Source organism: Vibrio kyushuensis, assembly GCF_050337325.1.
GTDB classification, from domain to species: domain Bacteria; phylum Pseudomonadota; class Gammaproteobacteria; order Enterobacterales; family Vibrionaceae; genus Vibrio; species Vibrio kyushuensis.
This window is the reverse complement of the sequence record NZ_JAKJSV010000002.1, coordinates 519964-544476: the sequence shown is the minus strand read 5'-3', so window position 1 is coordinate 544476 and position 24513 is coordinate 519964. Positions and strand designations below refer to the sequence as shown.

At 43.3% G+C, this 24513-nt stretch carries 17 protein-coding genes; 8 read left to right on the top strand and 9 right to left on the bottom strand.

What is annotated here, in order from left to right; all coding sequences use genetic code 11:
- Nucleotides 1–80: 80 nt before the first annotated feature.
- The 5 genes from L4D20_RS02455 to L4D20_RS02435 form a co-directional block, all read right to left on the bottom strand.
- Nucleotides 81–1559 carry an esterase/lipase family protein gene (locus L4D20_RS02455; RefSeq protein WP_428799971.1) on the bottom strand — a complete coding sequence of 493 codons (1479 nt, stop codon included), beginning with the start codon at nucleotides 1557–1559 and terminating at the stop codon, nucleotides 81–83.
- A 203-nt stretch (nucleotides 1560–1762) separates the two neighbouring features.
- Complete coding sequence (locus L4D20_RS02450) at nucleotides 1763–3385, bottom strand: ABC transporter ATP-binding protein (RefSeq protein ID WP_428799970.1); 1623 nt, start codon at nucleotides 3383–3385, stop codon at nucleotides 1763–1765.
- Between the two features lie 2 nt (nucleotides 3386–3387).
- The gene (locus tag L4D20_RS02445) at nucleotides 3388–4440 is read right to left on the bottom strand and encodes an ABC transporter permease (protein ID WP_428800739.1); all 1053 of its coding nucleotides are present in this window, start codon (nucleotides 4438–4440) and stop codon (nucleotides 3388–3390) included.
- Nucleotides 4441–4483: 43 nt separating this feature from the next.
- Complete coding sequence (locus L4D20_RS02440) at nucleotides 4484–5572, bottom strand: microcin C ABC transporter permease YejB (protein WP_428799969.1); 1089 nt, start codon at nucleotides 5570–5572, stop codon at nucleotides 4484–4486.
- An 11-nt stretch (nucleotides 5573–5583) separates the two neighbouring features.
- Nucleotides 5584–7362, bottom strand: a complete 1779-nt coding sequence (locus L4D20_RS02435; RefSeq protein WP_428800738.1) for an extracellular solute-binding protein — start codon at nucleotides 7360–7362, stop codon at nucleotides 5584–5586.
- A 748-nt stretch (nucleotides 7363–8110) separates the two neighbouring features.
- Between L4D20_RS02435 and L4D20_RS02430 the strand changes: the two genes are divergently transcribed.
- From L4D20_RS02430 to L4D20_RS02405, 6 genes are all read left to right on the top strand, one after another.
- Nucleotides 8111–8842 (top strand): GntR family transcriptional regulator, encoded by a 732-nt coding sequence (locus L4D20_RS02430; protein WP_428799968.1) that lies wholly within the window; start codon nucleotides 8111–8113, stop codon nucleotides 8840–8842.
- A gap of 426 nt (nucleotides 8843–9268) precedes the next feature.
- Nucleotides 9269–10714, top strand: coding sequence for a xanthine dehydrogenase small subunit (gene xdhA / locus L4D20_RS02425; protein WP_428799967.1), 1446 nt, complete (start codon nucleotides 9269–9271; stop codon nucleotides 10712–10714).
- A complete protein-coding gene (xdhB, locus tag L4D20_RS02420) occupies nucleotides 10707–13094 on the top strand; it encodes a xanthine dehydrogenase molybdopterin binding subunit (RefSeq protein WP_428799966.1) in 2388 nt (795 codons plus the stop codon). Before xdhA ends, xdhB begins: the two co-directional genes overlap by 8 nt.
- A 281-nt stretch (nucleotides 13095–13375) precedes the next feature.
- On the top strand, nucleotides 13376–14224 hold the full coding sequence (gene xdhC, locus L4D20_RS02415; protein ID WP_428799965.1) for a xanthine dehydrogenase accessory protein XdhC: 849 nt from the start codon (nucleotides 13376–13378) through the stop codon (nucleotides 14222–14224).
- Between the two features lie 45 nt (nucleotides 14225–14269).
- Nucleotides 14270–15604 (top strand): guanine deaminase, encoded by a 1335-nt coding sequence (guaD, locus tag L4D20_RS02410; protein ID WP_428799964.1) that lies wholly within the window; start codon nucleotides 14270–14272, stop codon nucleotides 15602–15604.
- 197 nt (nucleotides 15605–15801) lie between these two features.
- Nucleotides 15802–16017, top strand: coding sequence for a hypothetical protein (locus L4D20_RS02405; RefSeq protein WP_428799963.1), 216 nt, complete (start codon nucleotides 15802–15804; stop codon nucleotides 16015–16017).
- 135 nt (nucleotides 16018–16152) lie between these two features.
- On the opposite strand, the gene L4D20_RS02400 is transcribed toward L4D20_RS02405, so the two are convergent.
- Nucleotides 16153–17394 (bottom strand): YadA C-terminal domain-containing protein, encoded by a 1242-nt coding sequence (locus L4D20_RS02400; RefSeq protein WP_428799962.1) that lies wholly within the window; start codon nucleotides 17392–17394, stop codon nucleotides 16153–16155.
- Between the two features lie 54 nt (nucleotides 17395–17448).
- Entirely contained in the window at nucleotides 17449–18012 is a 564-nt protein-coding gene (locus L4D20_RS02395) for a porin family protein (RefSeq protein ID WP_428799961.1), read from the bottom strand.
- Between the two features lie 132 nt (nucleotides 18013–18144).
- Between L4D20_RS02395 and L4D20_RS02390 the strand changes: the two genes are divergently transcribed.
- Nucleotides 18145–19794 (top strand): SgrR family transcriptional regulator, encoded by a 1650-nt coding sequence (locus L4D20_RS02390; protein WP_428799960.1) that lies wholly within the window; start codon nucleotides 18145–18147, stop codon nucleotides 19792–19794.
- Between the two features lie 92 nt (nucleotides 19795–19886).
- Here L4D20_RS02390 and L4D20_RS02385 read toward each other — a convergent pair whose 3' ends face one another.
- The gene (locus L4D20_RS02385) at nucleotides 19887–21380 is read right to left on the bottom strand and encodes a DUF1214 domain-containing protein (protein ID WP_428799959.1); all 1494 of its coding nucleotides are present in this window, start codon (nucleotides 21378–21380) and stop codon (nucleotides 19887–19889) included.
- Between the two features lie 624 nt (nucleotides 21381–22004).
- Here L4D20_RS02385 and L4D20_RS02380 point away from each other — a divergent pair.
- On the top strand, nucleotides 22005–22790 hold the full coding sequence (locus L4D20_RS02380; protein ID WP_428799958.1) for a hypothetical protein: 786 nt from the start codon (nucleotides 22005–22007) through the stop codon (nucleotides 22788–22790).
- Nucleotides 22791–22914: 124 nt separating this feature from the next.
- Here the strand turns inward: L4D20_RS02380 and L4D20_RS02375 are convergent, their stop codons facing one another.
- Nucleotides 22915–24417, bottom strand: coding sequence for a PepSY-associated TM helix domain-containing protein (locus L4D20_RS02375; protein ID WP_428799957.1), 1503 nt, complete (start codon nucleotides 24415–24417; stop codon nucleotides 22915–22917).
- Between the last annotated feature and the right edge of the window lie 96 nt (nucleotides 24418–24513).

Here is a 24513-nt window from a genome sequence, read left to right as displayed (position 1 = left end):
TTAGCGTCTCTGCCGATTTAGTGATTTGCACTCGAGAAATTTGATTCAAAGTAAGCCCTCTAGTCTAAACTCCGCCTACTCTATTGCTGATTGGCCTCATGCTCTTCTAAAACCAATCGAACCTGCTGCCGGTACTCTTGCATAAAGCGCTTAAAGTTAATTTCAAGATCGCTCGTTGCTGCAACGTCTCCTCTTACAGCTTGAATAAACCGCTCTTGTTCTACGCTAATCGGCTCAATGCCTCCCTTAACCAGCAGCACCAAATATTTACCGGCATAACCGATGAGTTGTTTGGTTACTGGGCTATACGTATCCGGCATCGCCACATCAATACCACCATTTTTCAATATGCTTAAATGTGATTCCGGAAATGGATTCTCAACCGACTCCATTTCGATTAGCAGCCGTTCAATCATCTCTTCATTTTTTAATATATCAACATGATCGCTATTAAAGCCAAACTGGCCTTGAGACTGTCTTTGAGCCATAGGGTTTAACTGGCTTGAGAGTGGCACGACTCCGTCGCTGTTTTCACCCATTTTGATAACGCTGGAATTATTGTAGGCGTAATAAAGCTGATGGTTAATTCGTTTGGGCAATGGATTTTTATAAAGATCATTGATGAACTCACTGGCTGGGTTCAAGTCTCGCCAAGCAGGCAACACTATTAAACCATGTTCTTCTCCGAGCGCAGCGGATGGGTGACCACCAAATGGGCTCGCGATACTGACAAACAGCCCAACATTATTTTCATCTTCGTCTCCATCATATCGATTAAGCGCATCCCTAACTATCAATCCACCCATGCTATGTGCCACAACGATAATGGGCATATCCCCCTTTAGAACCACTTCCCCTGATAGGAATATATTGTAAAAGAAGTCACCCAACTGATCTAAATCACCACCAGAAGGATAATAGAAGAACCAAGGTTGATAGCGATCTTTATCCATTCGTTCGACGATGGTTTCAAACGATCTTGAACTCCCACCAATACCGTGGACAAATACGACCGGAATTTTATGCGCCTGATCTTCTTCTAACGCATAAAACATAGTCGGGGCAACTTCGATAAACGAGGCAGGATCATACATGCCCATCGTGGCTATATTTTCATCAAAAATAGAGTCGCCTAAACGACGGATAGCACCTGCAGGATAATAGACTGACGACTCCAATACTGGCGCTTCAGGTGCCTGAATAGTTTCGGCCCAAGGAATTAAATGGCTTAAGGTCAGTTCTACATTGATATCTTTTGCCAACTTTTCAGGATACTGAGCAGAGCCTAACTTGAGCTCTTTCTGCCCTACAACTTCATTCGGGCCAAATATCTGATCAACATTAGTGTCAGCATATATCAGTAACGTATATACCCCCTCAGGAAGAGAGAGCGCATAATGAGTCGTTGTTCCTGTAAAGAACATAGTGTCAACTCGTTCATGCTCTTTAAACTGGCTCGTGTAAGCGGCAATGGCCATGGGAACAGCAGTGTAGCTTCCTAACTCAGCTATCGGTTTACCCCAGACAAAATAGGTATCATTGTCTAAAAGGTGCTTCAAATTTACTTGACTAGGATCTGAATTTTGTATTTTCTCATATTCAGTGTGAATAGCTGAATATTGCAAATAAGTGCACGATGTTAGTAACAGAGCAAAACAAACCGATATAACATTACGTAGCCAAACCAAAACAAATCGCCTCACACATTCACCAAACAAATAATGATACAGCGTAGCAGATCGTCTGCTTGGATCAATGCGAGTTAAAAACTAGATAGCGACACCAATTGCTGTGTATAGCTATGAGTTGGCTGACTGAACATCTGCTGCGTGTCGCCTTGCTCGATTATCTCTCCGTTTCTCATCACAATCGTGTAATGGCATAACGATTTGACCACATTGAGATCATGGCTGATAAATAGATACGTCAGGTTATACTTCTCCTGTAATGATTTAAGTAGATCCAATACTTGCGCTTGCACTGTTCTATCTAGCGATGATGTCGGCTCATCAAGCAAAATGAATTCAGGTTTTAGGATCAACGCTCGCGCAATGGCGATACGCTGTCTTTGCCCGCCTGAAAACTCATTGGGATAACGAAAACGAGTTTCAGGATCAAGGTCGACCTCTTTCATGACTGAGCAAATCATCTCATCCAGTGTTTGCTCATCAAGCTCTTGATGAACAATTAAGCCTTCACCAATAACCTGAGCCACTGACATTCTTGGGTTCAATGCAGAGAATGGGTCTTGGAATACGACCTGCATTTTACTTCGAAAGGGCAGCATCTGTTGTCGATTAAGACCTTGCAGTTCATTACCTTCATACGCGATAGAACCTTGTGAGTTCACTAGCTTTAAAATCGCCATACCCGTAGTCGATTTACCCGAGCCACTTTCTCCAACAAGCCCTATGGAGTGGCCTTGCTTGAGTTCAAAAGCCATATCAGTAACGGCTTTAACATGTGAAACAACTCGCTTGAATAAGCCGCCAGTAATAGGAAACCAGACTCTCAGGTTTTTTACATCAAGTAGCGTCTTGGCTGTTTCTGGCACTTCAACAGGTAGACCTCTAGGGTCAGAGTTAATCAGTTTAATCGTGTATGGGTGCTGAGGCTCCGTGAACACCGTTTGGCTCTCTCCCACTTCAACCAATTCACCGTCTTTCATCACTGCAACACGATCGGCAATACGTCGAACAATACTTAAATCGTGAGTAATGAACAGCATCGCCATACCAAGCTCTTGCTGTAGGTCTTTTAAAAGATCCAATATTTGCGCTTGAACAGACACATCCAGTGCCGTTGTCGGTTCATCTGCAATCAAAAGTTCTGGCTCGTTTATCAGCGCCATGGCAATCATGACACGTTGACGTTCTCCGCCAGAAAGCTCATGAGGGTAAGCGGATATTTTCTGCTCTGGGTGGCGGATGCCAACTTTCTCAAGCCAAGTGACCGCAAGCTCTTCCGCTTTTTTCTGGCGCATACCTCGGTGAATCGCGAGTGTTTCTACGAGCTGCCTACCGATCTTGTGCAAAGGGTTCAAAGAGACCATAGGCTCTTGGAAGATCATACCAATTCGGCCACCGCGGATCCCTCTTAACTCTCGTTCAGAGCAATTTAGAGTATCAATTCCGTTAAAGTTAATACTACCTTCAAGGTAATGTGACGAACCTCTTGGCAGTAACTTAAGCACCGAGTTAGCCGTTACTGATTTACCCGAGCCACTTTCACCCACAAGCGCGAGCGTCTCGCCTTTATTGATTGAAAGTGACACTTTACTAGTGACCTGTTCAATTTCATTCTTACGGCCAAAGCCAACCGATAAGTCTTTTATAGTCAGTACCGTTTGAGTTTTAGCTGTCTGAGCTTTAACTGTCTGAGTCATAGCTATCTGCCTCCATGAGCATGTGGGTCGAAGGCATCACGCACCGCTTCACCAACAAAAACAAGCAGCGTCAACATAAGAGATAAGACAACAAAAGCAGAAATACCCAACCAAGGGGCTTGTAGATTCGCTTTACCCTGAGCAAGAAGCTCGCCTAACGAAGGGGATCCTGCTGGCAAACCAAAACCTAAGAAATCAAGTGACGTTAAAGTGGTTACCGAACCAGATAAAATAAAGGGCATCATCGTCAATGAGGCAACCATGGCATTGGGTAACATATGACGAAGCATAATACGCTTATCATCGACACCCATAGCTTGCGCCGCACGAACATAATCGAAGTTTCGGCAGCGTAAGAACTCTGCTCGTACAACACCAACTAAGCCCATCCAACTAAACAGCACCATAATGCCGAGCAACCACCAAAAATTCGGTTCCACGAAACTCGATAAGATAATTAATAAGAACAGTGTCGGCATGCCAGACCAAACTTCTATAAAACGCTGACCAATAAGATCGAGCCAACCACCGTAATAACCCTGCGTCGCGCCCACAGCAACACCGACAACGCTTGATACAATCGTCAATATGAAACCAAACAGTACCGATATCCTAAAGCCATAGATGATCCGTGCTAAAACATCGCGCCCTTTATCATCGGTTCCAAGTAAGTTAACTGAGTCCGGTGCTGATGGAACACTGCCAACGATATCAAAGTTAATCGTGTCGTAACTAAAACGAATAAGAGGCCAGATGATATAGCCTTTCTCTTCAATGAGGTCTGTCACGAATGGGTCGGTATAATCCGCTTCTGTTTCAAATTCACCACCAAATTCTGTCTCTGCGTATTGCTGAGCAATTGGGAAATACCAACCACTGTCGTAGCTAACCATCAACGGCTTATCGTTGGCAATGAGCTCGGCAAATAGCGTCACAAAGAATAGCGCACCAAAAACCCACAGTGACCAATAGCCTCGTTTATTCGATTTAAAACGCAGCCATCTGGCTTGATTGAGTGGGTTGCTCGTTGTTTTCTTAATCTTTGCTTTAAACATCGTTCCTGACTTCTTAAACATAGACCCTTGTCTTTTCAACATATTATCGAGCCTCAAAATCTATTCGAGGGTCAACCCACGTGTAAGTTAGATCGGAAATAATGCTCAAGATTAATCCCAACAACGTCATGATATACAGAGAGCTAAATACCACGGGATAGTCCCGCTGTATGGTTGACTCGAAGCCAAGCAGCCCAATCCCTTCCAGCGAGAACATAACCTCTATCAGCATTGAACCTGTGAAGAAGATGCTGATGAATGCGCTTGGGAATCCAGCAATAATAATCAGCATGGCATTACGAAATACGTGTTTGTATAAGATGGTATTTTCATCCAACCCTTTCGCTCGGGCTGTCACAACATACTGTTTATTGATTTCATCCAGAAAGGAGTTCTTAGTCAGCATGCTTAACGTAGCAAAGCCGCCAATAACCATCGCAAATATAGGAAGTGCTAGATGCCAGAAATAATCAAGAATCTGCTGATACCAGTTCAGTTGATCAAAATTACTCGATACCAACCCACGCAGTGGGAACCAGTTAAAGTAGTTACCGCTAGCGAAAAGAATAATCAAAATAATGGCGAATAAGAAACCAGGTATAGCGTAGCCGATGATCACCATAGCGCTCGACCATACATCAAAACGAGAGCCATGGTGGATCGCCTTTAAGATACCAAGGGGAATCGAAATCAGATAGATAATCAGTGTGCTCCAGAGCCCAAGAGAAATGGACACTGGCAAACGTTCTACGATCAAATCAATGACATTCCCTCCCTTAAAGAGGCTATCACCAAAGTTAAACGTAACGTAGTTCTTGAGCATCTCGAAGTATCTAACGTGTATGGGTTTATCGAATCCAAACTGCTTTTTGATCTCTTCGACCACTTCAGGGTCAAGACCTCTAGATCCTTTATAACCCGTTGAAGACGCTTCTTCGACAATGACCGACTCTGAAGCGTGTCCTCCGCCCGTAAAACGGCTCATTAAACCAGACTCTAACCCTTGCATTTGGGCAATAGCCTGCTCTACAGGCCCACCAGGGGCCACTTGGATGATAAAGAAATTAATGGTGATGATCGCCCACAAAGTGGGGATGACTAATAAAAGGCGTCTAAATAGATACGCGGCCATGCTATTTCCTATTAACGTCTTTTCTCAGGTAATTTACTTGCTTTCTCTTTCGACACCCACCACGTATCAATACCTAGATCGTAGTCAGGGCGAACATCAGGGCGTTCGAATTTATCCCAAGTCGCTACGCGGTATTTACTGTAATGCCACTGGGGAACCATATAAAAATTCCATTGTAATACTCGATCTAACGATCTCCCCAAAGCCAATAGTTTCTCAGGGTTTTGCTGATTATCGGCAATCGCTTGAGTTAGATAATCAACCGCAGGGTCCGTTACACCAGCAGTATTGTAAGTCGAATCAATGTAATTTGAGTTCCAGACAATCATCAAACTAGAGTTCGGGTAAGGGTTGGCATAGTAAGCTGATGAAACCATGTCAAAATCACGATCACGTAAACGCTTTATATACTGCGTACGATCAACCGTTCGGATCTTCATATCGATCCCCATCAAGCGTAGGTTTTTCTGGAATGGGATGGCATAGGTTTCAACGTTCGGATTATAAATCAACAGCTCGAAGCTCATTGGTTCGCCTGTTTTGGTGTTAGTCATCACCTTATTTTTCAATTCCCAACCCGCGTCTTTAAATATGTTAAAGGCTGCGCGCATCTGGTTACGAATACGGCCAGAACCATCGGTCACAGGTGGTTGATACTCTTCTGTAAACACGCGGGGCGAGATCTTATCTTTGATTGGCTCTAAGATCTCCAATTCAGCCTTAGAAGGTAATCCGGTCGCGGCATACTCTGTATTTTGGAAGTAACTACGAGTACGGCTGTTCTCACTATAGAAAAGGTTTTTATTCATCCACTCAAAGTCTAAAGCGTAAGTCAGCGCTTCACGAACCTTCGGGTCGCTAAACACATCTATTTGAGTATTGAATACAAAGCCTTTCCCCGACTGAGCCTGTTGATGTGGGATCTCTTCTTTCTTAATAAAGCCTTTATCAAAGTTGGTGCCAGTATAGGAGTTTTCCCAGAATTTTGGTTCACTCTCCATTCGGATATCAAACTCACCGGCTTTAAAGGCCTCTAGCATGACTGTGTCATCTCGATAGTAGTCATATTGGACAGTTTCAAAATTATTACGGCCAATATTGACGGGCAATTCTTTTGCCCAGTAATCCTTCAGTAATCCATAAGTCACACTTTGACCCGATTTGTATTCCACGATCTTATACGCACTGCTGCCTACCGGAGGCTCGTTAAGTGGCTCACTAAATTTTTTATCTTGCCAAAAGTGCTTAGGTAAAACGCGGGTGGATTGTGCAAAGCTAAACAGTTTTTCTCGATCTGGTTCAGCCATGTCGATTCTGACTACTAAGTCTGATTTGGCGGTTACCGATTTGATTGCTTTGTAGTATGAACGGTACTGAGGGACACCTTCTGTCATAAATTTGTCGAAGGTAAATGCCACATCATGAGCTGTAATTGGGACACCGTCGTGGAAACGTGCTTTTGGATTAATATCGAGCTCTAACCACATGAAATCATCCGAGTAACGTACATTGCTGGCGATCAAAGGGTAATAAGTATCGATTTCGTCATTTGGGGAAGACATTAAAGTATCATAAAGTTGACCACTTCCAGCCGCTGCAACACCGCGGGAAGCGTAGCGGTTAAAATTGTCATAGGTACCCATTTGCCCATACGTTACTTTGCCATATTTGGGCGCGTCGGGGTTAACATAATCATAATGGGCGAAGTTGTCTGGATACTTTGCTTCCCCGAAACCGACTAAGCTGGTTGATTCAATGACTTTGGCCTGTATTCCTGCGCCAAACATCATCAAAACCAACCCTAAAACGATATGCTTTCGCTGCTGCATGCCCTGCTCCCTTTTATAGCTTTTATAGTGCTTCATGCGATGTATCCCCTCAACTGCCGAGAGCATACAAAATACTATTAATAATTCAGTTACTTGGATAAGTATATACTCAAGTTCATTCAATGCGAGTATTTGTTCTTAACGCTTTCACCAATTGAATCTTGATTGCTTCATGCCAAGAAGGAATATGACCTCGAACGGCAAATAAAAGTGCGATTAACAGAAGAAAACAGCTCAAAGCCTTGAATAAAGATCACAAAACAGAGTGAGACCAAGTGCATAGCAATAATTCTTTTTTGCTATTTATAGAATCACTACTAAAGTTGAAGAGTTAGACAAAATGCAAAAAATTCACTAAGCGTCAGGCTCCTATATACATCATCTCTATATACAATAAGAAAGGCTTACTATCTCCTTGTGCTTCATACCTAGTATGAAGCATTCTTTTTTTGTAACGACACCAATGCAAAAATTAGTTTCCATTTCCCGTTACTTAGATCATTACTATCTCAACCAAAAGTAGTAATTATTGTCCACTATTGCCTTATAGAATCAGGGCAAATTCCTGCTCTTATGACAGGTTAGTCATACAATCCAAAAATTCTGCGAAGAGTTAGAAGCAAATCGCAACAGACACTAGTCTTTTGTATACAAACTGAAGTATTATTGTTTATTAATAACATCAATATTTCCTTGGTTATCAATACACATGACAAGCCTTAAGAATTCAGTCAGTAAAAACGTTAAAACCAAAGTTGCAGGACAGACGCAAGATGACGTCGTCTACTGTCATATCTTTGATGCCATTTTGGAACAAAGGCTACCACCCGCGACAAAGCTGAGTGAAGAAGCCCTTGCCGATATTTTCAGCGTCAGCCGTACTATTATTCGTCGTGCTCTATTAAGACTTTCGCTAGAACAGGTCGTCGTTATTCGACCAAACCGTGGGGCTGTGGTTGCAGCTCCTACGGTAGAAGAAGCAAAGCAGATCTTCAAAGCACGTGAAATTATGGAACTGTCTATCACGGAGCTTGCGGTCGAGAATGCAACTAAGGCTCAAATTGACGAGTGTCGTAAGCTGGTAACCAAAGAGAACGCTGCTTTTGATCATGGAGACTACGGGAGTGGCTTACGTCTCTCTGGTGAATTCCATATTAAACTGGCAGAGATGGCTGAGAACGCTCCGCTACTCGCTTTCCAACGCAGCTTGGTCTCTCAAACATCACTGCTAATCGCGCAATATGAAACGGGCAGCCATTCAAATTGTTCCCTTGATGAGCACTCGATATTACTCGATGCCATCGAATCAGGTGACGTAGAAAAAGCCACAGAGTTGATGCAAGAGCACTTGGATCATATTCGCTCGAAACTCAACTTGGATAACTCTTCTACATCGAATGATCTGCATGTGGTTTTCTCTGATATTTTGAAAAGTAAGTAAGCCTTAAAGCTAAAAGAGAAATGTAATTCAATCTGAAACACCCTGCTGATGGCGCTCATCAGCAGGGTGTTTTGTCTCTAGTCGAAAAACCTATCCTAACTTCAACCACTTAACTCTACTCATCTAAGAGCGCCTTCTTCAATACTCATTTATTCCTTTCGCACATGAAATCCCCTCAAAATTGCATACAATTATAAGTAACAACTGTAAATAATTTGCTCCTATTGAGTAAATCAATCTTGGCTACAAAGATTCATAAAAACATGAGCTTACGATGCCTTTGTAGCCAGTACGTGAAATTGCACACAATGTAATGTTGCACTATTGTAAATAATTAGTTGACCTTTGGGTCAGATTATCTAATTATTGACCATAAGGTCAGAAAATAATTTCAACTATAAATGTGTCATTGCACAAGGAGGTCTCTTGATTACTTTTCTACTCAATCAGGAAATCAGACAAGAAGAAAACTTGTCTCCCAATATGACGGTGCTGAACTATCTTCGCACTAAGATTAATAAAACAGGTACCAAGGAAGGTTGTGGTTCAGGCGATTGTGGCGCTTGTACCGTTGTATTGGGTGAATTAGTCAATGGCGAACTCGAATATCGTTCTGTTAACTCATGCCTTACCTTTGTTTCAGCACTTCATGGTAAGCAGTTAATTACGGTTGAAGACCTACAAAACAAAGACAAGTCACTGCATCCCGTTCAACAAGCAGTCGTAGATTTCCACGGTTCACAATGTGGCTACTGTACACCAGGCTTTATCATGTCAATGTTCGCACTAGGTAAAACAACACCTAATGCCAGCAAAGAAGACGTGATGGAATCACTAGCGGGTAACTTATGTCGTTGTACAGGTTATCGCCCAATTGTTGATGCTGCGCTGTCGCTTTCAAACGAAAAACCTCTTCTAGACCAATTTAATGAGCTTGAACGAGCAACAATCGACAAACTCGTTAGCATTCAAGATCAAGATGCAAACTTACGCGATGGTCACCTCACTGCTTTCTCTCCAAAGAGTGTGGATGAGTTAGCCAAGCTTTATCTTGCTCACCCTCAAGCTAAGCTTGTCGCTGGTGGTACAGATTTGGCTCTGGAAGTAACTCAGTTCCACCGCGAGATTGAAACACTGATCAGCGTAAACCTTGTTGAAGAGATGAAGACCTGCGAAGAAACCGACACGGATCTTCTGATTGGTGCAAACCTTCCAATCAGCCAAGCATACCCGCTTCTTCACAAGTACTACCCAGATTTTGGTGAACTATTACACCGTTTTGCTTCGCTGCAAGTACGTAATCAAGGGACTATTGGCGGCAACGTTGCTAACGCCTCCCCCATTGGCGACACGCCGCCCCTTTTGATTGCTCTGGATGCAAAACTTAAGCTTCGCTGTGGTGAAAAGACTCGAATCATTCCAATTGAAGAGTACTTCATTAGCTACAAGGTTACAGCACAGCAGCCAAGTGAGTTTATTGAACAGATCATCATTCCAAAACCGACCGATTCAAGCTTTAGAGCATACAAAGTCTCTAAACGTTTAGACGATGATATTTCAGCAGTATGTGGCGCATTTAACATCGCTCTGAAAGATGGCAAGGTTGTCGCGGCAAGAATCGCTTTTGGCGGAATGGCTGCAACACCGAAACGTGCAACGCGCTGTGAAAACTTATTGCTAGGAAAAGCGTGGAATTCAGCGAATATCGACGAAGCGATGGCGGAAATGAATAACGATTTCGAACCATTGTCTGACTTCAGAGCAAGTCAAGAATATCGCTCGTTAACAGCTGCAAACATGCTGCGTCGCTACTTTATTGAAACGCAGAATAAAGATAACCAAATCGAAACAAGGGTAACGTCTTATGTCTAACGCACACAACACTATGACTCACGAGGAAATGCTCGCCATAGTTAAACAGGATTTAAAAACTGGTGTAGGCAAAAGCGTGAAACACGATAGCGCCCCTATGCAAGTGACTGGTGAAGCACTCTACATTGATGACCGATTAGAGTTCCCTAATCAGCTTCATGTCTACGCTCGCCTAAGTACTCAAGCGCACGCAAAAATCACCAAGATTGATGTGTCACCTTGTTACGAATTTGAAGGTGTCGCGATTGCTATCACAGCTGATGATGTCCCTGGTCAGCTTGATATCGGTGCTATCTTACCTGGTGACCCACTTCTTGCTGATGGCAAGGTTGAGTACTACGGTCAACCGGTCATCGCCGTTGCAGCATCAAGTCTTGAGCTTGCTCGTAAAGCATCTCAAGCTGCTATCATCGAATACGAAGCACTGCCTCCTATTCTTAATGTGAAAGAAGCTTTGGCTAAGAAAAGCTTTGTTACCGAAAGCCACCAACAAAAACGTGGCGATTCAGACAAAGCACTAGCGAGCGCAAAACACGTTATCGAGGGTGACTTAGATATCGGTGGTCAAGAGCACTTCTATCTTGAAACACAAAGCAGCAGCGTTGTACCGACCGAAGATGGCGGCATGATTGTCTACACTTCAACGCAAAATCCAACTGAAGTTCAAAAGCTGGTTGCCGAAGTTATTGGCGTACCAATGCACAAAGTTGTTGTTGATATGCGCCGCATGGGTGGTGGTTTCGGTGGCAAAGAGACACAAGCCGCTTCACCAGCTTGTATGTCTGCGGTCATCGCTCTATTAACCGGTCGCCCGACCAAAATGTGCTTGATGCGTAATGAAGACATGAGCACAACGGGTAAACGTCACCCGTTCTACAACCAATACAAAGTAGGCTTTGATGACGATGGCGTGATTCAAGGTGCTGACATTGTTGTAACTGGTAACTGTGGTTACTCGCCTGATCTTTCAAGCTCAATCGTTGACCGTGCTATGTTCCACTCAGACAACGCTTATTACCTAGGTGATGCAACAGTAACGGGTCACCGCTGTAAAACGAATACAGCCTCAAACACTGCTTACCGCGGCTTTGGTGGCCCACAAGGCATGATGACCATTGAACATATCATGGACGAGATTGCCCGTTACCTGAAAAAAGATCCTCTTGAAGTTCGTAAGGCGAACTATTACGGAGAAGAGGGACGAGATACTACTCACTACTACCAAAAAGTAGAAGATAACTTTCTTCCTGAAATCACTGAACAGCTAGAACAAAGCAGTGACTACCACGCTCGTCGTAAAGAAATTGCTGAGTTCAATAAGACAAGCCCGATCCTTAAGAAAGGTCTTGCGCTTACACCGGTTAAGTTTGGTATTTCATTTACCGCTACTTTCTTGAACCAAGCTGGTGCTCTAATTCATATCTACACCGATGGCAGTATTCATTTGAGCCACGGTGGCACTGAAATGGGCCAAGGTTTGAACATCAAAGTTGCACAAATCGTTGCACAGGAGTTTCAAGTCGATGTCGAACGTATCCAGATCACCTCAGCCAACACAGACAAAGTACCGAACACATCACCAACCGCAGCATCATCGGGCGCCGACCTCAACGGTAAAGCAGCCCAGAACGCCGCACTAACGATTAAGCAACGCTTGATTGACTTTGCTTCATCGCACTTTAAAGTTTCACCAGAAGAGGTGGTCTTTAAAAATGGCATGATTCAGATTCGTGATGAGATCATGAGCTTCAATTCTTTTGTCGAGCTAGCTTGGTTTAACCAGATTTCACTATCAAGTACAGGCTTCTACCGCACTCCGAAGATCTTCTACGATCACGAGAAAGCAAGAGGTCGCCCATTCTACTACTACGCCTACGGCGCATCGTGTTCAGAAGTTGTGATCGATACCTTAACGGGTGAATACAAAATCTTGCGCGTTGATATCTTGCATGATGTGGGTGCTTCACTTAACCCTGCGATTGATATCGGCCAAATTGAAGGCGGATTCATTCAAGGTGTGGGTTGGTTAACAACGGAAGAGTTGGTATGGAACGAACAAGGCCGATTAATGACTAATGGCCCTGCAAGTTACAAAATTCCAGCGATTGCCGATATGCCAATCGACTTTAGAACGCATTTGCTTGAAAACCGCAGCAACCCTGAAGATACGGTGTTTAACTCGAAAGCCGTCGGTGAGCCGCCGTTTATGTTAGGCATGTCAGTTTGGAGTGCACTAAAAGACGCCGTTGCTTCTGTGGCTGTTGAAGGCGCAATTCCTAAACTGGATACACCAGCAACACCAGAACGTGTATTGATGGCAGTGCAAGAAGTCACGAAGCCACAAACAGCAACCGTCAACAGCAAGTCTGAAACGGCTTAACGTTAAGGTTATAGAATAACTATATAAAGAAACAAAGATATACCCAAAGTAATTGGAGTTGCAGTGAGGCAACAAGAGAATGAGACCCCATGAGCATAGCTAGCCTATGTGATTGGGGCGAATAATCGCCGTTAACAAAGCTGCACCTTCAAGTACGAAATGTATCAGTGGTCACCTGCTCGTCCACCCTCTATACAGCAGGTCGGCCACTCCCTAACTATTAGTAACACGCTAGTAAAGAATAAACGCTAGCAGTAGTCGCATCGCTTTAGGAGGTATTGATGTTTAAGGATAATTGGATTCATGAATTAGCTAAGTTAGAAGAGAGCTATGAACCCTGCGTCATGGTGACGGTTCTTGAAGATCGTGGCTCTGTTCCACGTGATGCTGGTACTAAAATGTTGGTAACACGTGACAAGCTCATCGCAACGATTGGTGGTGGTCACCTAGAACACATTGCGACCAAAATGGCGCGTGAAATGCTCATCGGCCGAGAGAAATCTCTAAAGGTCGAACGTTTTAATCTTGGTGCTCGTCTAGGGCAGTGTTGTGGCGGTATGGCAACTCTCAGCTTCGAGCCCATTGGTACACAACAAAATCACTTAGTGTTATTTGGAGCAGGACACGTTGCCAAGGCACTGCTTCATATCGTGTCTACCCTGCCGTTCCGAGTCACTTGGATAGACGAGCGTGAAGAAGAGTTTCCAGAAACTTTGCCTGAAGGGGTGAAGAAACTGGTTTCTGACGATCCTGTTGGCGAAGTTAAACACATGCCACCTAACAGCTACTACTTAGTGATGACACACAACCACCAGCTCGATTTCGATTTAGCGAAAGCCATTATCAACCGTGAAGACAGCTGTTACTTTGGCATGATCGGATCGCTAACTAAGCGTAAAAAATTCGACCATCGACTAGAGCAACGTGGTTACAGCCAAGAGCAAATCAATACCATGATCTGCCCTATTGGCGTTAGTTCTGTGACTGGAAAACACCCTGCTGAAATTGCGGTATCGGTTGCGGGTGAACTAATCGCACATTATCAAGGTCAGACGCTTGAACAAAAGCGCCCTGATATGCACAGTGAAAATAGCCTAAGCGAATCTCATATAAAAAATAAAATCGCTTAGATCTAAAGGCCATATTGTCTTTAGAGAGATTAAAAGGAAGTAATAATGACAACTCAACGCAAAGCGTATCGCGCGAGCATTTTGCATAGCATTGCTGACCCAAAAGATGTAGGAATTGAAGACTCATACGAGTATTTCGAAGATGGTATTCTGGTTGTAGAAAATGGTCATGTCGTTGACATTGGTGATGCTGTAGAGGTTCTAGAACGCCAACCAAAGACACTACAAGTAAAAGAGTACAAAGATAAAATCATCACTTCAGGCTTTATCGATACCCATATTCACTACCCTCAAACGGGTATGATCGCCTCTTACGGTGAGCAATTATTGGACTGGCTAGAAAACTACACTTTCCCTGAAGAGCGTCGCTTTAAAAACCCTATCTACGCACATAAAGTTGCGAATCTATTCTTTGATGAATTAGCGAGTAACGGTACGACTACAGCACTGGTATTTGGTACGGTTCATAAAGAGTCTGTTGATGTCTTTTTTGAAGAGGCAGAAAAACGTAACGTTCGTATGATCGCGGGTAAAGTTCTGATGGACCGTAACGCGCCTGATTACTTAGTCGATACGCCAGAGTCCGGCTACGAAGAATCTAAAGAGCTGATCGAAAAGTGGCACAATAAAGGCCGTTTGCTGTACGCGGTAACCCCTCGCTTTGCACCAACTAGTACGCCAGAGCAACTTGCTACCGTAGGCAAGCTGTTAGAAGAATACCCTGACGTATACATGCACACGCACCTTTCTGAAAACAAGAAAGAGATTGAATGGGTATTGGATCTATTCCCTGAACGCGAAAGCTACCTTGATGTGTACGATCACTATGGATTACTGCACAAGCGTTCTGTTTTCGCGCATGGTATTCACCTGTCAGATTGTGAATGTAAACGCCTTGCTGAAACCGATTCAGCTATCTCATTCTGCCCGACTTCAAATCTATTCTTAGGCTCAGGACTATTCAAACTTCCAAAACTGGAAGAGCATGGCATCCGTGTCGGCATGGGAACAGATGTCGGCGCGGGAACCAGTTTCTCAATTCTACAAACTATGAGTGAAGCGTATAAAATCATGCAGCTTCAACAAGAGAAGCTTCACCCAATTAAATCGCTGTTCTTAGCAACATTAGGCGGCGCGCGTTCACTTCACCTAGAAGATAAAATTGGTAACCTTGAAGTAGGTAAAGAAGCGGACTTCGTAGTACTTAATATGGACGCGACTCAACTCATGCGCTTCAGAATGCAGCAAGCGAAGAAGCTTGAAGAGAAACTGTTTGTTCTTATGAGCTTGGGTGATGACCGTACAGTCAGCGAAACCTATATTGCTGGTGAAAAAGCTTACGATGTGAATTTTGAACAACAAAAGAAGCTCGTTAGCTAGTTGAACTAGCAAATCCAAACCCAACAAAAACCGCTGTTCATCAGCGGTTTTTTTGATCTACTAATCAATTCTCATCTTTGAAATTTTCATTTACAATTTGAGGTGTGAATCGTCTCACAGAGCCATTTCGTTCGATAACCCTATAAAGTCAGCTGATATATTATGATCACCAATTACTTGGTTATTCGGTGGCGTCAATGGAGCAGTTTGGTTCAGATTCATCAATGGCAATCTCAGTTTATCTAGCGACACTGGTAATCACATCCATCTTGTACCCATTTATGGTGGCTGGTATCAGCCTCACTTTCTACGATAAAGAAAACCAAAGGCCATACATTGTTCGATTCAGTGCAATCTGGTTGGTTATAACGCTGACATTGATTGTTCTGCATATATATAGCCGGTTTACATAGTCGTACGTCGAAAACACCTCTGCTCTACCTAAATCCTGTGAACTGAACACACCTTTGCGTTTCACCAATTCCCTATCTAATCCCTCCCTAAATAGAAAAACCGCCAATAGAGGCGGTTTGTTAAACTGAGAGTAATTACCAAGCATATGAAGCGCCGACTCCTACTGATGTGTCATGAGCAGAAGTGGTTGCCACGTTACCATCAAGTACCCAGTTAGAACTTAGACGTTGAGCATAACCGACAGACAAAGCGCCTTCACTACCAGCTGCGCCAATACCAACACCAACTGAAGATACTTGACCGTGGTCTAGGTAAGGATGTGCAGCTGTAACAGCTTGATTAGATGCCATGACACCGTTAAGTTTCTTAGCTTGTTGCTCAAAGCTAGCACGAAGATCAACGATTGCTTCTTTATTTTCTTGGATGCCTTTAGCATTGGCGTTTGTCTGTTCTGCATTTAGTGCAACATTATAAGAGTTCTGACGCGTTGCGTTAGCATTACGATTAATGGCTGTTGTTTGTACTTCATTAACCTGAGTATCTTTCTTCGCAACTTCAGGTGATACTTGTGTGGCCTTGTTAGGAACAGCATATGCTGTCGGAGTTGGTGTTGCCACTGGTGCTTTTTGGGGTACTGCATAAGCCGTCGGAACCGCGCTTGGAGTTGCCATTGGCGCTTTATTTGGTACTGCGTAAGCCGCCGGAACCGCGCTTGGAGTTGCCATTGGCGCTTTATTTGGTACTGCGTAAGCCGCCGGAACCGCGCTTGGGGTTGCCATTGGCGCTTTATTTGGCACTGCATAAGCCGTCGGAGCCGCGCTTGGGATTGCCATTGGCGCTTTATTTGGTACTGCGTAAGCCATCGGAACCGAGATTGGGGTTGCCATTGGCGCTTTATTTGGCACTGCATAAGCCGTCGGAACCGCGCTTGGGGTTGCCATTGGCGCTTTATTTGGTACTGCATAAGCCGTCGGAACCGCGCTTGGGGTTGCCATTGGCGCTTTAGTTGGTACTGCGTAAGCCGTCGGAACCGCGCTTGGGGTTGCCATTGGCATTTGGTTTGACACAACGATAGGTAATTGGTGTGGTCTCAATGTAGGAGTAATCGACGGTGCTTGTGCTCGAGCCGTAAACCCAGAACCATGTACTCCGTTGATTTCAGCCAACACAATTTTCATATCACCGCCCTGATCACGATTCATCTTAGCTAGTCGTATTGCATTAGCCGCTCCAGCGTCAGTGTAACTCCCTATTATTGTACTCATACCAGATCCTGATAGTTGATAATTATGAGTAGCGCTTGTTGCAGCATATACAGAAGGTGAAACAGCTAACGCGATAAGTGAAGTCACAAATACAGTTTTAATAGTTTTCATAATGTTTCTCGCTCAATAAATTTGGTGTTCTAATTCAAAAAATAATTGCAAATTTTAAAATTTGTAGCCGGCTTGGAGCATGGATATTTTCGCTGCCTCATCCGAGCTACCTTGTTGACGAAGATCCAGAGAGACGATGAAGTGTTTTTTAACGGTCATTTTTGCGCCAACACCAGCGAATAATGCTTCCGTTTTTTGAGTCTCAGTGTTGCCTGATAAATTTCTCTCTAATTTAGTGGCCCCAACACCTGCTGACACGTAAGGTTTCAATGTGATGCTGTTACTCATGCTGAAGGTGTAACCTATATCCGTTCCAATCTGAGACGCACCAACATCAATTTTCTGTGTATTCATTGAGCCGTCTAGATTCGCAGATTTAATGTCTTCATCGCTCGCGCCTTGTACTGACAAAGATACGCCGACAATTTTATTGATATCGTACCCAACCGTTAGTGCGCCGCCGTTTACTTTCTGGTCATTTAGTTTCGGGCTCTCGACGTTCATTCCAGCGACGCCACCTTGAACATATACACCGCTTGTTTCGTCACGAATATCGGCCATTGCTCCACCAGAAACGAGAAGTGCGATAAGTGTTACTGCTTTGATTTGATTATTCATAATGTTTCTCTTTTTATCTTTTGTTTCGGTATGGTTGAAGTATGCGGCGAAAAACTTTACTTAATAATGAACAGTCGTCATGATTGAGTTCACCTTTTATTCAAGGGACGAATATGAAAGGAAGAAATTGATATGTCGGTAAACGTCATTCTCTTGCAGAGACTAAAACAAATTGAACATCTGTATGGCTATCAAGTGGAATCTAGAGTCACAACAGAACGCTTAAGCGAAGCACTTTATTGCTCTACTCGTAATATAGCTAAGTTAATGAAAACGCTTAGCAGTGTTGGATGGATTCAGTGGCAAGCAGGAAGAGGCAGAGGCAATCTGTCTAAATTAACCGTGATTCAGAGTTTCCATTCCGTTCTATCAGAGCAATTAAAAGAGATGGTTTCTCAAGGGAAAATCGAAGACGCTTACAGATACGCTGATACATTCAAATATACCCATGTTTTCAAAGTAAAACTTTCCGAATGGCTTGACGATACACACGAGGCATTTGATAAGCTTATCTCTCTCACGCCCTATACGTTACCCAAGCTTCATCCTATGCATATGGTCGATATCAATGCAGGGCTTTATGTCACAGCCATGTTCGACACCTTAATCACCTATGACAGTAACTTAGACAAGTTTATTCCACATTTGGCACATCAGTTTTATGTCGAAGCGAATACCTACTTCTTTCGCATTCATCCCAATGTCTATTTTCATAATGGTGAGCTGTTAACCCCTCAGCATGTGGCTAACAATATTTTAAACCGCGCTCAGAAGCCTCATGTCGCTTCACTATTTTATAGGCATGTAGAGAACGTGGAAGTAAGGATGCAATGGGTAGAGATTACACTTTCCCAAAGTGACCCGTTGTTTCTTCATACGCTCGCGGATATACACTCAGCTATTTTCCTTGATAACCCAGAAAATGAAGCAATCCCCTTCGGAACTGGCCCCTATCAAATACAACATAGTGAGAAAGATCATTGGTCTTTAAGTAAATTTCAAACTTACTTTTCTCATAGTGGAATCATTGAACAAGCGGACTTCTGGGCTATAGATATAGAAGAAAACCCAACCTCCGGACATTTAGAGCAGGTCAATGATGGCTCACCTACGAAGAGTGACAATGAGTTTACACATTGCGAACTAGAAGGTGCTGAATGCCTCTGCTTTCATCAACACTCAACCTCTTTGTCAATGGAAGAAAGAGCCTGGATAAAACAAAATATTAAAAGGATTTTAAAAGACACTCCCAATAATAATCCAGCCTACAGTCTACTCAGCCATACCGAAGTCATTGTCGAGGAAGAAATGACAGTTCCAGTATTGCCGAAAAGATCTGTTTTGATTGATTCTTCAATTAGTCCTGATATTCGTCAGCTATTTGAACAGTTACAAGCGCTAGGGTTGAGTATAAAATACGTCGATTCCACCGAGATTGAAGCGATAGATATTGGCTCTCAAGACGTTTTATTTGGAAATGACACTACATTTGATTACTTCTACTGGCTTTTAGTCAGCAATATGAGCCGTTCGGCGTTGGGGGAACAAGAACAAAAAACATTACTAGTTGAGCTAGATGATAAAGCCTCGCAAGATGGTTCAGCCCATAACCTACTCCCACATCTCAATGAGATTGAATCACTCCTCGTTAATGAAATAAAAATCCTCCCCCTATGGCGCAAACATGTGACGTTTAAAACCCACGCGATGTTAAATGGAACGAATATGGACAAGCGTGGAGTCATGTCATTAAAAGACATATGGTTTGACCGAAGAACGTAACGTCTATCCGGAACGGCCAATGCTCCTCACGTTGGCCGTATTCAGTTTTATCACTGGCTATCGACTTTCTACAGACATAAAGTTCTAAAACTCTATTGCTTAACGATATCACCTAGTTGCCACGTTTTATCAAACCACGACTCTAATGGCCCATAAGTACGGAATAAGATCATCCACGATTTATTCGGTATCGTCTGAATCCAATTACCCTCGTTTACACCTTCAGGCTGTATAGGTGCAAAATGGACAGTATACGAACCATCGTCATTGGGCTGTGCTACAAATCCATCTACACCTGGCTTATTAATCGGGTTTTGTAGCATGGAGCGAGTCTGGATATCGTAGATAACAAACGACCAAAAGTCTTTTGCTGGAACGTTCGCTGGAATGGTTACTGCGTAGTGCTCTCCCCCATCAAAGTTGTCACCGTTATGGTCGTAGGTGGCGAACGCGTACTTTGAACCAATACCAATAAGCTCCAGCGCCATTGCGGGGGTGACAGCCGTTGCTGGGTAATGAAAATAAACCTGCGCGTCAAAGTCTTTATTACCTTTTTTCGACATGTAATCGTGACTAGGATTTCGATTAAATGGAATGTGCCATTGTGGGTTACCTTCATACTGGAAAAAGTCGGGGTGTGGGCGTAACGTTAACGATCGAGCTTGTGCATTAGCAACGGCTGCCGCTTGCACTAAGTCTACTTTTTCTTGGTCCATTGGTTCACCTTTCACGATACCAATATGCTCCATCACTCCTCTTTCGTGAGCAGAATAAAGCTCTTTAGGCTCTCTTTGAATAACCTCATTTAGCTCTACGTAGAAGTGCTCGTCATTCGCATGAATGGTCGATACCGATACGCCATTAGGGTTTATAAACTGCATAGGCTTCTGCTCGGCATTTACGTACCTTGCTTTAAAATGCGTTTTTATATTCTCAACCGCCGTTTGGTGCTCTCCACTTTGTGGGTCTTTAAATCCACGGCTAATGAACGCAAAGTTGTTCGATGGTGACGTAATCACATACGACTCGCCATAATGATTAGCGAGCTGGGTTCGCTCTGCAATATCGATATTACGGGGAACAACTACGAACACGCCACCTTTGCCTCGATCAGGCCCACTGCGCCCTGCATCTTCCATCCACTGAAAGCGAGCATCGTTAAACATGCCTAAGGTATTCGGTGGAATGGTTAGTTCAACAGGCGACTGTTCTACATTGTATTGAGCAAAGAAATAAACCGTATCGGCATTACCGGTTAGAAAGATGTTTTTGGCATCCATTAAACCTTCAAGCAGCAATACTTGATTGGGTTCAACTTGCCCCATATTCTTAAAGCCTTCCATCATTGAATAGATAGAAGCAGAAGGTATGTGCTCTAAAAACACCTGAGAGGCACGCTGAATACCGAGCAATTCATAAGCTCGTTCCACTGTGATCCGATCAGGGTTTCCATCTGTAAAATGAAACGTGCCTACAGAGGTAATGACCTCGTCTGGCGTAGTAATGTTATCTGGAACTTCAGTATATTGAGTGGAAGCAAATGCGGTTGGAGAAAGAGCCAGTGCGGCCAGCAGTAATCTTTTCATAACAACTCCGAAATGTAGGGAATTACGAACAAATAGATCATTTTGTAGGGCTTAAGTTTTCATTTTTGCTTTATTACAAAGCTGATTTATTTTTATCGTGTGATGACGATTCAGCGTGTATTTTCCGACTGAGTGAGTACAAATAAACACAATCCAAACCACAACAATGGCTTTCGTTATCATTGATTCTTCTCACTTTTTCTGCTGACTATTCACCAAGCAATCATTATTAAAACAGCAAAGCCGGAACAAACATCACCCTCTTCGCATTCAATATTAAGCACCCTATAATCCGATGACTAGGTATAACCGTTATTCCCTTTTTTGGGGTCTCCTATGCTTTGAACGAATTTACCGTTTTGTAGACAACGACGGATTGACTACTCATTCCACCACCTTCGAAAACATAAATATGCCCTCCCTCATGATTTACCATAAAGCGACAGCTAAATTAGTAAAAACGTAAGAACTGGCTGACCAGTGAGCCATTTCACACAAAGTAATTATTAGAATAATGCGCATTGAATTACATATGCAGATCACCTAAATTAATTAACAAGTCACTAACATCAAAGCCGCATTTATACGGATATAAGTGCGAAACGCTTGAGCAAGGAAAGCCGTATGAAATGGATAACGTGGTCAGCAGCAGTGGCATGTCTTTGGGTTAGCGCAATAAACGCAAGCTACCTTCCAGATAACGATATTGATCTTCACCTGCAAACGGTCAATAACATATCTACAAATAGTATTAGCGCTTGGATTACTGAATATGAAAGCCCTTTTTATCACTTCAATGCCAACTCGATCGGTGGGTTATCCGCGTATAGGCTTGTAAGCGCTGTTTATGAAGGCGACAACTTTGAAGAGTGCTATAGCAATAGCCCGATACAAATTCCCATTTATCAAGAGTCCTTAACACCTATTGGCGATAAAGAATTTATCATCGACGGATTAACTAAAGACACCAGCTACTGTTTGATCACATTCATCACTTATTCCTTCCAAAACAACGACGGGACAAAAAATGAAACCACAACCGGTTATGTGAATGTGCTTCACACTCAAGCCTATGAACGCATTGAGGTGGGCCGCATAGCGTCTCTAGAGGAATCCCTTATCCAACCAGAAACGTTCATAATAAAAATTGAATCGCCTACCAAGAATACTGAAGAGTTCCAGTGCCGCGTTGATAATCCACTTTGGTATAGCCACTACCAATGGCCTAGTATCCTTGCCCAATGCATTAACAATAACAGTCACATCGTTGAAGCGGGGCAGCTATCGGCCAGTGGGCATATAGAGCCGGTTACCTCATCTCATCTCAACGTGATATGGTCAAAAAACAGCAATTTAACCATCTCTCTAGAGCGTGTTAATTCCACCTACGCCTATACCGTCAATCATTGAAATAACACGAACAAAAGCATTAATGTAAAAACCGCTGAATTAACAGCGATTTCTTCGTTATTGATATTTCGTTATGGAAAAATCACAACTTAATATCAGCAAACACAACATTCGCGAGTAAAGGTTATGCCAGGTAGTGCTTTAAGCGTTGTGATCGGCTAACCACGAGCCAGTCAATACAACATACTGCAATGATCGTCGCTCCTGCTAATGGAAAACACAACCCTAGAATAACCACCGTTCCAAGACCAACTCGCCAAATCCCATCTTGTTCAAAACGAGGGGGAACGCCTAACTTAGACGCGCCAATTGGTCGACGAATCCACCACATGATCCCACCGGTAATCGAAATTGCGATAAAGCCAAAACAGAACAGAGCATTGAGCAGTTTATTAACGATACTTGCGTCGCCCTGATGCAGTGTCACCCCAGCGGCCATTAACTTAGCAACCACACTGTAATCCTGCCAAGAGATATCCATCAATACATCACCTGAATATTGGTCAAAATGAATCGTACGATCTAAACGCGGATCATCAATATCACCTGCCATCGAGTTTGCCGCAGTGGTAAATACTCCTGTTTCAGAGCTCGGCAGGAAAACCTTGAAATGAGTATGACCAGCTAGCTTGGCTTTTGAAATAATCGTATCAATCGAAACTGCGGGCTCAACATTACTATTGCTCGCCATCTCATCTTCTTGGTGGTTGGAATGGTCATGAACGTTTGATTCAGGTAGAGGTGTTAACTCAAGATTCCAAGGCATCTCTTCCTCACTTCCATGGTTTAAACTGCTGTGATTTAAGCTGCTATTTTCTAAACTACTTGGCGTTACAACGAGTTTTGATACGTCAGACTCTGGCTTATCTCCCCATGTGTAATAGGTAGGAAAAGTATTCCAGCCTTGCACCATCTTAGCACCCCATATTCCGGCCCATGCCAAGCCCGAGAGCAAGAATAACAATAGGATTATCGATAAAGCGCCGCCTAAGTTTGCATGGATATCTCGCATTACGATACGTTTCCCGGCTGAAAGTCGTATTTGCATAAAGCCCGATTTAGAAGCATTGTCAGTCGGCAACCACAGATAGATGCCCGTTACGAGCAGCAAAATACTTAAGCTCGCCGAGATTTCTATCAAATGATCGCCCCACTTCCCAATCAAAAGCGTTCCATGAATATCGTTCGCCAATTGATACCAACTGTCACTACGGTCGATTTCCCCCAGTATCTGGGCTGTATAAGGGTCGACGATGACAAATATCGAACGGCCATCTTCAAGTCGAATGCTTACCCTATTTGCTACGTCAGCATCATGAGCAGCAACAAACTGAGTGACCGATGCATCAGTATAGAGCGTTCTTACCGCTTCAATTTGCACCGAAGCTAACGTTTTTTTTTCCTGTGGTTCAACGGACAATATGTCTCCGTATCGAACGTATTCTATTTCATCATCAAACAGCATAACCAACCCAGTTAGGCTAAGCATAAGCATAAAGGGGATAACGAATAGCCCCATATAAAAGTGCCAACGCCAAGTAAGAAAGTAGCGAGATTTAGCCTGCTTCTGGCGAGTTGATTGAGGTGATATTTCCATTTGTATTGTCTGAGTTTGACTATCCAACATTGCATTTTCCTTTTCTGAATGCAGCCCAGTCCCCCTCATCAAAATGAAGAGAGATCGGTACCGCTTCTGAACTTTACTTATTCAGTAACTTATTGA

Excerpts from the sequence above, each read along its gene's own strand:
- L4D20_RS02450 (WP_428799970.1), bottom strand. The coding sequence starts at position 3,385 with ATGACTCAGACAGTTAAAGCTCAGACAGCTAAAACTCAAACGGTACTG.
- L4D20_RS02445 (WP_428800739.1), bottom strand. The coding sequence starts at position 4,440 with ATGTTTAAAGCAAAGATTAAGAAAACAACGAGCAACCCACTCAATCAA.
- L4D20_RS02440 (WP_428799969.1), bottom strand. The coding sequence starts at position 5,572 with ATGGCCGCGTATCTATTTAGACGCCTTTTATTAGTCATCCCCACTTTG.
- L4D20_RS02435 (WP_428800738.1), bottom strand. The coding sequence starts at position 7,362 with ATGATGTTTGGCGCAGGAATACAGGCCAAAGTCATTGAATCAACCAGC.
- L4D20_RS02430 (WP_428799968.1), top strand. The coding sequence starts at position 8,111 with ATGACAAGCCTTAAGAATTCAGTCAGTAAAAACGTTAAAACCAAAGTT.
- xdhB (WP_428799966.1), top strand. The coding sequence starts at position 10,707 with ATGTCTAACGCACACAACACTATGACTCACGAGGAAATGCTCGCCATA.
- xdhC (WP_428799965.1), top strand. The coding sequence starts at position 13,376 with ATGTTTAAGGATAATTGGATTCATGAATTAGCTAAGTTAGAAGAGAGC.
- guaD (WP_428799964.1), top strand. The coding sequence starts at position 14,270 with ATGACAACTCAACGCAAAGCGTATCGCGCGAGCATTTTGCATAGCATT.
- L4D20_RS02405 (WP_428799963.1), top strand. The coding sequence starts at position 15,802 with ATGGAGCAGTTTGGTTCAGATTCATCAATGGCAATCTCAGTTTATCTA.
- L4D20_RS02400 (WP_428799962.1), bottom strand. The coding sequence starts at position 17,394 with ATGAAAACTATTAAAACTGTATTTGTGACTTCACTTATCGCGTTAGCT.
- L4D20_RS02395 (WP_428799961.1), bottom strand. The coding sequence starts at position 18,012 with ATGAATAATCAAATCAAAGCAGTAACACTTATCGCACTTCTCGTTTCT.
- L4D20_RS02390 (WP_428799960.1), top strand. The coding sequence starts at position 18,145 with ATGTCGGTAAACGTCATTCTCTTGCAGAGACTAAAACAAATTGAACAT.
- L4D20_RS02385 (WP_428799959.1), bottom strand. The coding sequence starts at position 21,380 with ATGAAAAGATTACTGCTGGCCGCACTGGCTCTTTCTCCAACCGCATTT.
- L4D20_RS02380 (WP_428799958.1), top strand. The coding sequence starts at position 22,005 with ATGAAATGGATAACGTGGTCAGCAGCAGTGGCATGTCTTTGGGTTAGC.
- L4D20_RS02375 (WP_428799957.1), bottom strand. The coding sequence starts at position 24,417 with ATGTTGGATAGTCAAACTCAGACAATACAAATGGAAATATCACCTCAA.